General features: G+C 69.4%; 10 protein-coding genes. 4 read left to right on the top strand and 6 right to left on the bottom strand.

Annotation, left to right across the window (positions count from 1 at the left end):
• Nucleotides 1-257: 257 nt before the first annotated feature.
• On the bottom strand, nucleotides 258-1,577 hold the full coding sequence (locus ACWETB_RS07485; RefSeq protein WP_452210294.1) for an acyltransferase family protein: 1,320 nt from the start codon (nucleotides 1,575-1,577) through the stop codon (nucleotides 258-260).
• A 73-nt stretch (nucleotides 1,578-1,650) separates the two neighbouring features.
• Between ACWETB_RS07485 and ACWETB_RS07480 the strand changes: the two genes are divergently transcribed.
• Nucleotides 1,651-2,880 carry a DUF3068 domain-containing protein gene (locus tag ACWETB_RS07480; RefSeq protein ID WP_452210292.1) on the top strand — a complete coding sequence of 410 codons (1,230 nt, stop codon included), beginning with the start codon at nucleotides 1,651-1,653 and terminating at the stop codon, nucleotides 2,878-2,880.
• A 7-nt stretch (nucleotides 2,881-2,887) separates the two neighbouring features.
• On the opposite strand, the gene ACWETB_RS07475 is transcribed toward ACWETB_RS07480, so the two are convergent.
• Nucleotides 2,888-4,168, bottom strand: a complete 1,281-nt coding sequence (locus ACWETB_RS07475) for a lipopolysaccharide biosynthesis protein (protein ID WP_452210290.1) — start codon at nucleotides 4,166-4,168, stop codon at nucleotides 2,888-2,890.
• A 104-nt stretch (nucleotides 4,169-4,272) separates the two neighbouring features.
• Between ACWETB_RS07475 and ACWETB_RS07470 the strand changes: the two genes are divergently transcribed.
• Both ACWETB_RS07470 and ACWETB_RS07465 read left to right on the top strand, forming a co-directional pair.
• Nucleotides 4,273-5,214 (top strand): HpcH/HpaI aldolase/citrate lyase family protein, encoded by a 942-nt coding sequence (locus ACWETB_RS07470; protein WP_449742707.1) that lies wholly within the window; start codon nucleotides 4,273-4,275, stop codon nucleotides 5,212-5,214.
• 52 nt (nucleotides 5,215-5,266) lie between these two features.
• On the top strand, nucleotides 5,267-6,988 hold the full coding sequence (locus ACWETB_RS07465; RefSeq protein WP_452210288.1) for a hypothetical protein: 1,722 nt from the start codon (nucleotides 5,267-5,269) through the stop codon (nucleotides 6,986-6,988).
• Here the strand turns inward: ACWETB_RS07465 and ACWETB_RS07460 are convergent.
• Nucleotides 6,954-8,090, bottom strand: a complete 1,137-nt coding sequence (locus tag ACWETB_RS07460) for a glycosyltransferase family 4 protein (RefSeq protein WP_449742705.1) — start codon at nucleotides 8,088-8,090, stop codon at nucleotides 6,954-6,956. The genes ACWETB_RS07465 and ACWETB_RS07460 overlap by 35 nt on opposite strands.
• A gap of 90 nt (nucleotides 8,091-8,180) precedes the next feature.
• On the opposite strand from ACWETB_RS07460, the gene ACWETB_RS07455 reads away from it, so the two are divergent.
• Nucleotides 8,181-8,915 carry a class I SAM-dependent methyltransferase gene (locus ACWETB_RS07455; protein ID WP_452210327.1) on the top strand — a complete coding sequence of 245 codons (735 nt, stop codon included), beginning with the start codon at nucleotides 8,181-8,183 and terminating at the stop codon, nucleotides 8,913-8,915.
• 361 nt (nucleotides 8,916-9,276) lie between these two features.
• Here the strand turns inward: ACWETB_RS07455 and ACWETB_RS07450 are convergent, their stop codons facing one another.
• From ACWETB_RS07450 to ACWETB_RS07440, 3 genes are all read right to left on the bottom strand, one after another.
• Complete coding sequence (locus tag ACWETB_RS07450) at nucleotides 9,277-10,002, bottom strand: hypothetical protein (RefSeq protein WP_452210286.1); 726 nt, start codon at nucleotides 10,000-10,002, stop codon at nucleotides 9,277-9,279.
• Nucleotides 10,003-10,094: 92 nt separating this feature from the next.
• Nucleotides 10,095-12,647: an ABC transporter permease gene (locus tag ACWETB_RS07445; RefSeq protein WP_452210284.1), complete on the bottom strand. Its 2,553-nt coding sequence runs from the start codon at nucleotides 12,645-12,647 to the stop codon at nucleotides 10,095-10,097.
• 4 nt (nucleotides 12,648-12,651) lie between these two features.
• A complete protein-coding gene (locus ACWETB_RS07440; RefSeq protein WP_449742702.1) occupies nucleotides 12,652-13,638 on the bottom strand; it encodes an ABC transporter ATP-binding protein in 987 nt (328 codons plus the stop codon).
• Between the last annotated feature and the right edge of the window lies 1 nt (nucleotide 13,639).

The following is a 13,639-nucleotide window of genomic DNA, read 5'->3' as shown; positions in this document are numbered from 1 at the left end:
GATGCGCCAGTGGCTGCAGCAATGCCGGGCACCTGGCCAGCCGCAGTACTCGGTGCGCTGAGTTGGCTTGGTGCGTCCTGGATTCTGGCCGGGTGGTGGGGTGTGCTGGTCGCCACCCTCGCCGGGCTGGTCGTCGTGCTCACGCGTCCCGGTGCGGTGGTCGGCGGCACCGTCATCGCGATGATGGCCGCCACCGTCGGATTGGCTTCGGGCCCATGGCATTCACCCACCGGCTATCACGGTTTCGGGTGGTGGGTTCAGCTGCCGGCGTTGGTCTCGGTGTCGTTGGTGATGGCGTCGGCGGTGGTCTCGGCCGTACCCGCCGACGCCCGCGTCGACTCGATCGGCGCCCGCCTGCGAGCACTCTCGCGGCGGCGCAACCAGTCTCGGGCGGGTTCTTCGACGAAGGCGTAACTGACGGCCGAGATCCCCACCGACAGCACCACGGTGAGGCACCAGACCAGGAGGGTGTGGCCGGAGAACGGCACGATACCGAACAGCCCGAACACCACCGCGAGCACCGCCACATGCCAGATGAAGATGCCGTAGGACCACCGTCCCAACGCCAGCATCATCGGTGCGGTCAGGAATCGGAAGCGACGACGCACCGCCGGCGTGCGGCCCGAGGGAGCCTCACACACCAACGGTGCGAGGATCGCGAATCCGCACGCCGCGCCCAGGACCATCTTGACGGCGAACTGCCACGGCGCGAGGTCACCGAGGCCGGTCGGCCCGGCCAGCGGCGTGCACGCCAGCCCGTAGGCCACCACCAGCAACACCAGCATCGGGATGCGCCGCGATCCGAGTGCACTGATCCGGCGGGACAGCCGCGTCGTGCCGCCGAGGTCGTCGGCGCCGGTGACCTCGGCCAGGATCAGCCCGGCGGCGAACCACGGCAGGTGCCCGATCACCCAGTTGGTGGGTTCCACCCCGCCGGGCAGCGCCAGCGCCTCGACCGCCCACGCCCAGCCGAGGCTCAGTAGTCCCAGGGCGCACAGGACCGGCAGGCGCGCGCTACTGCGGCGGCCGCGCAGCCGCATCAGTGCCAGACCGAGGATCGGCAGCAGCAGATAGAAACTCACCTCCACCGACAGACTCCACATCTGCGTCATCCCGGCGGTCAACGACAGCGGCACGTACACCTGGGTGAGGGTGAGGTTGGCCAGCCACACCGTGAGGTCGGCGCCACGCGCCTCCGGCAGCATCGTCAGCACCACCACGACGACGACGACATATGCGGGCCAGATGCGGACGACGCGGTGGCGCAGGTAGCGACGCACCGACGGGGTGACGGCGGCACCGTGCGCGGCGGCGACCCAGTTGCGCCACAGCAGGAAACCCGACAGGGCGAAGAACAACGCCACCGCGAGGTCGAGGCGACCGAGGATCGGACCGAGCACCGGCAGGCGCACCGCCCCGGTCTGGAATGCGACGTGGGTGGTCAGCACACCCAGCGCGGCGACGGCCCGCATCCCCTCGAGTTGCGGGAAGAATCGCCGGTATTCGGGGGCGTCGACGGCGGTCACGGTCTCCGCACCGGCGCCGGCACCGTCGTGGACCCGGACACCGTCAGACATCGCACCAGGTTACCGGCGACGACCGGCGATCCACGTCGACCGGGCCCCGGGGCGCATCAGTACCCTCGCCGGTATGTCGTCGACGCCATCACCCGACCCGTCGACGACGGCCCCGGACCACACCGCCGAACCGGCGGCATCCCTGTCGGGTCCGCAGCGATGGTCGACCCGCGATCTGATCGGGCCCACCCTCATCTTCGTCGGCGGATTCCTGCTCGCGGCGGCGATCGCCTTGCCCACGCTGCTGGTCGGGCAGCTCCGGCAGATCCCGCTGTCCACCGACATCACCACCGTCGCCACCAGCGTCCCCGCCGACGACGCGCCGGCGGGCGGTGACGGCCCCGTCCCGTCGGCGACGATCCTCGATCGGTGTTCGCTCAACACGCCGACGGCCCGCACGCTGGATGCGACCCTGGTCCGTCAGCAACGCGTGGTCGCGGTGCAGCCGTCGGACCGGCATGTCGTGACGCTGCAGGCGGGGACGTCGGTGCAAGCCGACCGCATCTGGCTGGACGGCCGCATCACCGACGCCGACGCCGCACGTGCCGGCTCCGAGCAGGCCCCGGCACAGGGCCGACCGGCGTGTACCGATCCGACGCTGTCGGCGATCCGGGATCGCGTGACGCTCGATCGGCGTTCGGCGTTACCGGATCTGGGCGCCACCGAATCCGGGGGCACCGGCAGCTCGGAGGTCCAGTACGACAGCACCGCCGCACCGGTCGCCGCCCCCGACCGGCGGGGATACACGTATGTGTTGCCCTTCGGGGTGAGTGACGCCGGAGGCACCTACTTCGACCCGACCACCCGACGATCGGTGCCGCTGACCGCGCAGGGCGAGACCCAGGTCAACGGCCGCAGCGCGACCCGCTTCGTCGCCGACGTCGCCGACACCGACCTCGACGCCGTGCACGCCGGCCTGCCCGACGGCATCCCGGCCACCCGGATCACGCGCCCGGCGTCGTGGTTCGGTGTCGGCGGGAATCCCGCGCGGGAGCTCACCGCCACGTTGCACCAGACGTCGCGGTGGGAACTGGCCGTCGACGACGCGACCGGCATCATCCTGGACGAGCGGATCACCGTCGACCAGGCCTATCGCCTCACCGACCCGGCCTTCGCCGACTTCCGGTTGACCAATCTGAGCGCGACGTTCACCTACGACCGCGACACCCGCAACCGGCTCGCCGATCTCGCCGGTGACCTCGGGACGCCGGTGGTGATCTGGGGTCGCGTCGTCCCGATCGCGGCCGGTGTCCTCGGAGTCGTGGCGATGATCGGTGGGATCGTGCTGTTCGTTCGGCGCTGACGCGAGGTCATTGCCGGCTGCGGTGTTCCTGCCCGGTGACGAAGCGGCCGGTCACCGCGACGGCCACCGTCACCGTCACCGCGGCGGTGAGAACCAGCGCCGGGACCGATCGCACGACGGTGAGGATGACCACGGCCTCGATCAGCACCGCCACCCAGGTGAGCAGTGCGACGCGGGTGCGGTCGGCGGCGATCGCGGAGAGCAGCAGCACCTGCAGGATCGCCATCGCGGAGCCGGTGTAGGCGAACACCCACAGCAGCGGAACCAGCGGGCGGTAGGCCTCGCCGATGACGATCGGCACGAGCGGCCCGACCGCCCCGGCGCCGACGGTCAGGGCGGCGCCGATGACCGCGACGACGGCGACCGCGTGCCGCAACGATTCCCGCGAGCGGGCCGGGTCGGCCAACCGCGGATAGAACACGACGCCGATGGCCTGCGGCAGCCAGAAGGCGGCCTTGGTGGCCACCGCACCCAGCGCGTACACGCCGGCGTCGTCGGCACTCAGCACTGTCCCGGACAGCAGTAGATCCACCGACATCGCCACCACGAGCACCAGTTGCACCTGCGAGGCGCGCAGTACCCCGGCCACGTCGGCATCGGTGCGGTTCGGTGACGCCACCTCGCGGTGGCCTCCGGTGTCCCCGACCGGGCCGCCCGCCCATCGGACCGCCGACCAGATCAGCGCCGCCGCGGCGAGGGCGCCGAGGGTTCCGGCGAGTAGTCCGGCGAGCGGTGATCCGCCGAGGGCGAAGGTCACCAACGTCGGCACCGACCGGAGCAGACCGACGGCGCCGAGCACCCACGCCAGCGCCCGGAACTCGCCTCGTCCCTGCAGAACGCCCTGACCTGCGGCGATGATGACCAAGACGGGGGCGGTGGCCAGGGCGGCGGCAGTCGCGGCGGTGTCCGTGTGCGCGAGGGCGGCGACGATCGGCACGCCGATCGCCGCCAGCACGGCCACACCGCCCGCCGTCCGCCAGGTCAAGGATCGCAGCGCCGTCGGGAACTCCCCGACGGCGTGCCCCGCGGGTCCTCGACGTACGACGTCACGCGCGATCACCGCCTGCAACGCCAGCGCGGGCACACCGAGGACCAGCATCGCCGAGAGGAGTCGCGCGAACTGTCCGTAGTCGCCGGGCGTCAGCCACCGGCCGGCACCGAGGTAGACGACGTAGGCGGCGGCGTTGGCGACCATCGATCCGATGGCCACCCAGCCGAGTGCGCCCACGACCCCCGACCCGGCCGCCGCACGGGCCGAGCGGCCACGCACCCGGGACGGACTCACCATGCACAACAGTGTGCCCGACGGGAAAAGGCGCCCCGCGGCACATGTGAAACGATGGTGGGCGATCCTTGCGCAGTTCCAAGACCCGAAGGCGACGAGTAGCCACGATGTACGACCAGCAGAACACCTCCGCGGAGACCGACCCGAGCGACATCGGTTCACGTATCGATCCCGTTCTCGCCCGCAGTTGGCTACTGGTCAACGGCGCACAGTACGAGCGTTTCGCGCCGGCGGCCCGTTCGCGTGCCGACATCGTCGTCCTCGACATCGAGGATGCCGTCGCCCCGAAGGACAAACTGGCCGCGCGGGAGAATGTGGTGCGCTGGCTCGGCGAGACCTCCGACGATCATCCCGGCGGCGCCGGCGACTGGGTGCGCATCAACGGATTCGGCACCCCGTGGTGGGCCGACGACCTCGACGCGTTGGCGCCGACCTCGATCGGTGGGGTGATGCTGGCGATGGTCGAGTCCGTCGACCATGTCACCGAGACCGCCAAACGCCTGCCGAATGTGCCGATCGTCGCGCTGGTGGAGACCGCTCGCGGGTTGGAGCGGATCAGCGAGATCGCCACGGCCAAGGGCACCTTCCGGCTCGCCTTCGGCATCGGCGACTTCCGTCGTGACACCGGTTTCGGTGGCAATCCCCTGACGCTGGCGTATGCCCGGTCCCGATTCACCATCGCCGCCAAGGCCGCTCATCTGCCGAGCGCGATCGACGGGCCGACAGTCGGGTCGGGCGCACTGAAGTTGACCGAGGCCACCGCGGTCAGCGTCGAGTTCGGCATGACCGGCAAGATCTGCCTGACGCCCGATCAGTGCGCCCCGGTCAACGAGGGACTGTCGCCGTCGCCGGATGACATCAGTTGGGCGCGTGAGTTCTTCGAGGATTTCGAGAAGGCGGGCGGCGAGATCCGCAACGGGTCGGATCTGCCGCGGATCGCTCGTGCCACCAAGATCCTGGAGCTCGCCCGCGCCTATGCGGTGACCGAATCCGACTATGTGGTCGATCCCGGCCACGCGGCGGCCCCGTCGGACACCTATCACTACTGAGCGTCCGAAGTCGTCTGTCGTCGTGACCGATACCGCGGTCCAGACAAGGTCCGTGGCACGTCCGCGGTCGCTGCCCTGGCTGTATCTGGTGGGCGTCGTGGCGGCCGTGGTGATTCTCGGGCCCGCACTGGGCCCGGGGTATCTGCTGTATCGGGATGCGGTGTCCACTCCGCAGTCGTTCGTCACCGACGCCACGCTCGGCATCGGTGATGTGGCACCGCGCGCAGTGCCGCAGGATTGGTTTGTGGCGCTGGCGAGTTCGGTTGTCGACGGCGGAACCGTGGTGTGTGTCCTGCTCTTCGGCGCGCTGGTGGCCGCGGCGGTCGGTTACGGTCGGCTGGCACTGCGGTTGGTGCCCGCGGCCAGTCGTTCCGGCGCCGTCGCGGCGGCAGTCGTCGGGGTGTGGAATCCCTTTGTCGCCGAACGTCTTCTGCAGGGGCACTGGTCTCTGCTGACCGGATTCGCGGCGTTGGGCTGGCTGGTCGTGGCCGTCCTCGACCTCGCCGACCGCCCGCGTTCGACGGCGCGGTGGCTGCAGACGGGCGGGTTGCTGGCGGCGGCCGGGCTGACACCGACCGGGTCGGTGCTGGCGGTGATCGTCGTGATCGTCACCGCCGTCGCGACGCGACCCCGACTCCTCCCCGGATATCTGGTGCTGTGGTGCTGTTCGGCGTTGCCGTGGCTGGTGGCGACGGCCGTCGGCGGTGCGGGTGTGGATTCGGACGGTGCACTGGGCGTTCGGGCCTTCGGACTACGTTCGGAACCCTTTCTCGGTTCGGTCGGCACGGCCCTGGGGCTGGGTGGCATCTGGAATGCCGACGCGGTACCGACGAGCCGCACCATCTGGTGGGCCGCGGTGGCGACGGTGTGCCTGTTGGTGGTGATCGTGGCAGGCTCGGTGATGTTGTGGCGGGGTCGCGCCGGGCTGCCCGCCCTGGATCGCAGCGTGGTGGGCGCGTTGGGCGGACTGGCTGCGGTCGTGGTGATCGTGGTGGCGGTGACCGCCGTCGGGCCCGGTCGGGACGCGTTCGGCTGGGTGGTGGGCGCCGTCCCCGGCGGCGGGCTGCTGCGGGACAGCCAGAAGTTCCTCGCTTTGGCGGTGCCGTTTGTCGCGGTGGCGTGCGCGGCCATGGTGAGCGGTCTTCGGCGTTATGTGCCTGCGGGTTTCGCGTTGACGGCTGTGGGTCTACTGGTGGTGGCGCCGCTCCCCGATCTCGCGTGGGGTGTCGGTGGTCGGGTGATGCCGGTGACGTATCCGGCGGACTGGTCGGCTGTGGCGGCGATTGTCGGGCCCGACGACGGTGCGGTGGCGTTGTGGCCGCCGGGAACGGTGCGGCATTATCCGTATGTCGATGGGGCGTCGCTGGATCCGGCGTCCCGGATGCTGCGTGCACCGGTCGTGGAATCCGGGGAGTTGCGGGTCGACGCCAGGGTGATCGACCCGCGATCATCGGCGGCGGGCGAGGTGGAGTCGGCGTTGCAGTCGGGCGACGTCGATCGCCTCCGATCCCTGAGGGTCGGCTGGGTGCTGGTGGAACACAACGTGTCCGGCGATCCGTTGCCACCCGCGGTTGATTTGATGACGCCGACGTTCAGTGGGGATGCCCTCACCCTGTTCCGGATCGAGGGAGCGCAATCGCCGAGCGCGTCGACGGCGGCGCGGGTGGCGGCCTGGTCGGCACACCTGATGTGGGCGGCCATGCTGATCGGCGGGATCGTGGCGGTCGCGTATTCGACAGTCAGCGGGATTCGCGCGCAGCGTCGAGGACGCTGACCATTCCATCGCAGGTCTTCTGCCAGGAGTAGCCCCGCGCCTTGGCCGCGGCCGCGGCTCCCAGCCTCCGTGCCAGATCGGGGTCGTCGACGAGTTTGCGTGTGGCGGAGATCAGTTCGTCGATGCCGTCGACCAGTAGTCCGGTGTGCCCGTCGTCGATCGATTCGGCGAGCCCGCCGGCCGCGCGGTAGCCTACGGTGGGCGTGTGGTGTTGGGCGGCCTCGATCACGGCCAGTCCCCAGCCCTCCTTGGCCGAAGGCATCAGGTGCACCGCCGATCCGGCGAGCAGTCGGTGTTTCTCGGGGTCGTCGACGTGCCCGTGGAAAGTCACCGCGTCGGCGATGCCGAGCTCGGACACCTTCTCGTGCAGGCGATCCGACCACCATCCGTCGCCGATGACGTCGAGGTGCAGGTCGGGATGTTCGCGCCGCAACGCGGCAACCACTGTCAGTGCGTCCTCCACCTGCTTGTGCGGGACGAGCCTGCTCAGGACGCAGAGGTGGGTCGCATTCGGTGCCGCAACGTCGGCGTGCTCCTTCGGGATCGGGTCGATCCCGTTGTGGACAACCGAGATTCGGTGACGGTCGACTCCGAGCGCGACGAGCTCATCGGCCGACGGTGTCGACACGGTGACGTAGCGGTTGCGTCGGTGCACTCGTGGCGAGAGCACGGATTCGATGAACCAGCCGAGCCGGCCGAGGAGGCGTCCGGCGACCGGCCACTGCTCACGATGGCAGTGATGCACCAGCATCGCGGTGGGAGCCGCGCTGACGACGGAGGCGAAGAACGGCACACCGTTCTGGGTGTCGACGATGAGATCGGGTGGGGCGTCGGCCAGCGGGCCCCGGCCCAGGCGGCCCGCGAGCAGGATCGCCATAACGCGCGGGTAGACGGAGATCCGGCCACCGACCCGGAGGAATCGCATCCCATCGCGCCACTCTTCGGCCGCCGCCCCCGGATACGACGCGGTCAGGTAGGTGACGCGGTGACCTCGCCGGACGAGTTCGGCACCCACGTGCTCGAGGTAGGTCTCGCTGCCGCCGCCCTGCGGGTGACGTGTATCGCGCCAGCAGAGCAGCAGAACGTGGGTGGGTGTGGTCATCGTCTTCCCACGGTACCGGTTCGTGCAGGTCGAGTGCGCCGGTAGCATCTCTGCGTGCCCCGGCAGACCCGAACCCGCCCTGTCCCGGCCATGCGCGGCCTCGCCACCCTTCGCCGCGCCGCCGGTCTGCTGAACGACTTCCGCTTCGAGCAGAGCGACCCGGCCCGTTTCTACGGCTCCCTGGCACGTGACACCGCGGACATGGTCGAGGCACTCACCCCCGACGGGCTCGACAGAGCGGTGATCCTCGACGTCGGCGGCGGGCCCGGATACTTCGCCGACGCCTTCGACTCCCGGGGCGCCCATTACCTCGCCGTCGAACCCGACCCGACGGAGATGCACGCCGGCGGCCTCGAGCACCGCGGAACCGTGCGGGCGTCCGGACAGAACCTGCCGTTCGCGGATGGGTCGATGGACGTGACCCTCTCCTCGAATGTCGTCGAGCACACCTCCGCCCCCTGGGAGATGTGCGATGAGATGGTGCGGGTGACGCGCCCCGGCGGCATCGTGATCGTCAGCTACACCCTGTGGTGGGGGCCGTTCGGCGGCCACGAGATGGGGCTGACGCATTACTTCGGTGGCCACCGCGCCGCGCGCTGGTACACCCGGCGCCACGGCCATCCACCCAAGAACCTCTACGGCACTTCCCTGTTCGCGGTCACCGCAACCCGGGGTCTGCGTTGGGTCGAGTCCCGCAGGGACACAACAACATTGATCGCCGCGTTTCCCCGGTACCTACCGTCCTGGATGTGGTGGGTCCTGCGCGTCCCGGCGCTGAGAGAAGTCCTGGCCACGAATCTCGTGGTGGTACTGCAGAAGCGGTAGGTTCGCGGGTTCCCGAAACCCATCGACAGCGCCCGGTACTCCGTTGACAGCGCCCTGTTCTGCGTCGACAGCGCCCTGTTCTGCGTCGACAGCGCTCCGAGTTCCGTTGACAGCGCTTTGATCAGGGTCCAGCCTGACCCCATCCCGCCGGCCGAGCCGGACGGGACGCCAGCAGGGTCCGAGTCCGCCGGGCCGATATGCCCTCGTTCCTCGGGCTACTCGACCAGCGGTCGGGCACCTTGAGAGCTCCACAGTGACAACCCATGCGGACCGGAATCCGACGATGAGCAGGAACTCACGCACTGCGGCAATCGGATTCGCTCCGCGCCACCCCGGCCCGAAATATCGCAGCCCGGGGATCTCAGTTGGGAAGGTCTGCGACGCAACGGAGTAGGCCACCGTTGCTGGTGTTCGAGGTCAACAACTCCTCGCCCTGGAGGATCGTGCACGTCACCGGGCCGCGGAGAACGACCGCGGTGAGTTCGGCGGTGCCGCCGCCCACCCGCGTGGCCTTGCTCCACGGTGCCGCCGTCACCGGGTCGATGGCGAAGTCGGTGCCCGCGCGATAACGGACACCGGCGACGTCACCGCTGCCGGTGAGCTGATACACCACCGACCCCGAGGGCGCTTCCGTGGTCGTCGTGGTCTCCTCGGTCGTGGTCTCCTCCGTCGTGGTGGTCGTCGTCGACGACGACGACGACGACGGACGTTCGCTGGACACCGTCGTCGTGCTCGACGCAGCGGCGGATGATTCATCGCCACCCGAACTCCGCACGATCAGAACGGCCGCCAGCACGATGACGACGAGCGCCGCAACGACCGCCAACGCCAGATACAGCGTGCGACGACCACCGCCACCCGAGCCATCGGGATCGGCGGGCCCACCGGGATCGGCAGGTCCACCAGGTCCCCCCGCATACGGCCCCGCCGTGTAGGAGCCCTGCGTATAGGCCGGCTGCGTGTATGCCGGTTGTCCCGCGCCCACATAGCCCGACTCGGGATACTCGGCTGGGTTCTGGTCAGGCTCGAAGGCGCGTGTCTGCGGTGGTATGCGCGGATCGTGCGGTTCTCCGGGTGGCTGGCTCATGGGCCGATTGTGCCAAACCCCCGGCAGCCAATCCGGCACCCGTGTCGATCACCCGAACGCCTCACCCCCGACCCGCAGGGAATCACCGACGGTCAGCCCTCCGCGATCGCCTCCAGCGGCCGCGTGCGGGCCGCCCGGACCGCCGGCCACAGGGCGGCCAACACGCCGACGACGGCCGACGCCAGTAACGTCCATCCCATCAAGGACCACGGCAACACCGGGTCGCCGAGACCCCAGCGAGCCAGGGTGCGCACCAACGCCCACCCGATGACCGACCCCAGCACCACACCGAGAACGGCGCCGTAAATCGCGATGAGGACCGACTCGATATAGATCGTCCGCCGGATCTGACTACGGAGAGTGCCGATGGCCCGGAGCATGCCGATCTCACGTTTCCGTTCGACCACCGACAGGGCCAGCGTGTTCACGATCCCGAGCACCGCGATCAACAACGCCAACCCGAGCATCCCGTACAGCGTCGCGAGCATCTGGTCGATCTGCGTGGAGATACTGCTCTTGTACTGCTCACGACTCTGTACCTGCACGGTCAGATAATCCTTCGTGGCCGCCTCCAGGTCGCGGCGCAGCGTGTCGAGGTTTGTGCCCGGCGCCGCGGTGATGAACACCACGATGCTGGTGCGACTCGCCGGGGGCATGACCTCGTCGTACACCTTCTCGCCGACGATCCACGGCTGCAAGCCTTCGTTGTCCTGATAGACCCCGGCGATCGTGACCGGGACATCGGCGCCGGTCGCGGAGGTGAAGGTGAGGGTCTGCCCGCGCTTCCAACCCCGTTCGAGGGCGGTCCGCTCACTGATGAACATGCCGTCGGCGGGTAGTTGATCCGACGCCCCGTCGAGCATGTTCACCACCGACACCGCGGCGAGATCACCGCCGACGGCCGCGTACCCCGACCGCCGTTCCCCGTCGACGCGGGCGGTCACGATCCCGAACGACACCTCCTCCGCGATGCCCGGAACGTTCTTGACCGCAGCACTGACCGACTCCGGAACGGGCAGGTTGTTGCTGCCCACCAGGATGTAGTCGGCGCGCACACCGTTGTCGACGGCCTCGTCGACGGTGCCCTTGAACGAACTCCCGAGAGTGCCGATCACCGCAACCAGCATCAGACCCAGCGTGAGCGCGAAGGCGGTCGCCGCCGATCGACGCGGATTGCGCACCGCATTCGTCCGGGCCAGGCGTCCGACCGTGCCGAACGGCGCGCCGATGACCCGGCCGAGGGCGCCGACGATCGGCCGCGACAGCGCCGGCCCGGCCAGTACCGTGGCGATGATCGCCGCACCCGCGCCGACGCCCACCACCACGGCCCGCAGCAGGCCTTCACCAAGCGCACCCCAGGTGATCGTGCCGATGGCGACGAGTAGGAAGAAGATCCCGACCAGCGTCCGATTGCGCAGTGGCGCAGACCCTTCGGTGACGCCGGCGCGCATCGCCTCCACTGGCGACACCCGCGACGCGCGCACCGCAGGCACCCACGCACTGATCATCGTCACCACGACGCCGACGAACATCGCCGCGACCACCGCCCACACCCCGACCTGCAGTGAGCCACTGGGCAATCCGGATGTCGAGGTGATGATGGCCTTCAGAATCGCGGCCAACCCGATGCCGACGCCGAGCCCGACCACCCCGCCGATGATCCCGACGATGAACGCCTCGAACAGCACCGATCGCGACACCTGCGGGCGACTCGCGCCGATGGCGCGCAGCAAGGCGAGCTCCCGGTTGCGTTGGGCGACGATCATCGAGAAGGTGTTGTAGATGATGAACGTGCCGACGATGAGTCCGATCGCGGCAAATGCCAACAGGATTCCGGTGAAAATCGTCAGGAACTCGTTGACCTGATCCTTCTGGTCCTGTCGCACCTGGGCGCCGGTCCGCACCTTGTACTCGTCGGCCGGCAGGACCGCCCGCACCCGGTCGGCGAGTTCGTCATCGGACACTCCGGGCGCCGCGGCCATGTCGACCAGGGAGACGTGAGAACCGTCGGAGAACAGTCTCGCGGCGGTGGCCTGATCGAACTGGACGTTGACGTATCCGCCGGTGGCGGTGGGTAGATCGAGCAGACCGACGACCGTCACGTCCATCGGCCCGGAATTTCCCTGTCCGACAACGACCTTGGTCTTGGACCCGACCTTGAGCCCACCGGTGTCGGCGGCCGAGGAGTTGACGACGATCTCGTTCGGCCCCGACGGCGCCCGACCACCCGGCAACAGGGTCTCCGGCGAGATCGCCTGTCCCGGAGGGATGTAGGCCGTACCGACACTCGGCGCCCCACCCGACTGGATGGCCGTGCCGTCGGATCCCGCGAGCGTGACCAGCCCGGACTGGTTGGTCACCAGCTTGCCGATCCCGAGTTCCTCCCGGCGGTTATCCAGGTCGGTGACCACGCTGTCGGGGACGCCGGCCGACGTCGACGACTCCGGGGTCACCTGAACGGAAACGCCGGGGGCGGCGTTGTCGAAGATCGAGTTGAAGGCGTGGGAGATGGTCGAGGTGAACACGATCGACCCCGCGACGAACGAGGTACCCAGCACGATCGAGAACACCGTGAGGACCAGACGGAGCTTGTGGGCGCGTAGATTTCGCAGGGAAACCCTGCGCATCACCGATGATGAGGCCATCGGATCAGCGGGCCTCGTGCCGGCCGCTCGGCGCGGCGGTGTCCGGGCCGGTGTCCGGATCGGAGTCACCGGAATCCGGGTCACCGGAATCCGAGCCCTGATCCGCGGCCTGATGCCGACCCACCCCGGCGTCGGCCGCCGGCGCCCCAGAGCGAGTCTTGGAGAGGATCGATCGGGGCCGGTCGTCGTCGTCGGTCGTGGACGGCGACTCCGGCGTCACGAAGTGATCGTCGTCGAGGTGCCGCATCACCTCGAACACGTCGTCGGCGGTGGGCCGGGTGAGCTCTCGCACGATGTTGCCGTCGGCGAGGAACACGACGCGATCGGCGTAGGACGCGGCCCGCGGGTCGTGGGTGACGATGACGACGGTCTGGCCGAATTCGTCGGTGGCGGCACGCAGGATCGACAACACCTCGCCGGAGGAACGCGAATCGAGGTTGCCCGTCGGCTCGTCGCCGAAGATGATGTCCGGTCGCCCGACGAGCGCACGCGCACAGGCGACGCGCTGCTGCTGCCCGCCGGACAGTTCGGTGGGCAGGTGCCCGAGCCGATCGCCGATGCCGAGCCGGCCGACGACGGTCTCGAACCATTCGCGGTCGACGTCGCGGCCGGCGATGTCGAGGGGCAGGGTGATGTTCTCGGCCGCGGTCAGGGTCGGCACCAGATTGAAGGACTGGAAGACGAATCCGATGCGGTCACGCCGCAGCTTGGTCATCTCCTTGTCGGAGAGTCCGGTGAGCGCGACGTCTCCGATGTAGGCCCGGCCACCCGACGCCTCGTCGAGTCCGGCGAGGCAGTGCATCAGCGTCGACTTGCCGGAACCCGAGGGGCCCATGATGGCGGTGAACTCGCCCTTGGCGAACTCGATCGTCACACCCCGCAACGCGTGCACCGCGGTGTCGCCCGTCCCGTAGACCTTGGTGAGGTCCTCCGCCCCGGCGGCCACCGCGGTGCCACTCGGCTGCGTCAATTCTGCGTGCGCTGATGTCATG

It is taken from the genome of Gordonia sp. NPDC003950, from assembly GCF_053605205.1.
Note: the sequence above shows the minus strand (reverse complement) of the source record. Positions and strands in the feature narration are given on the sequence as shown.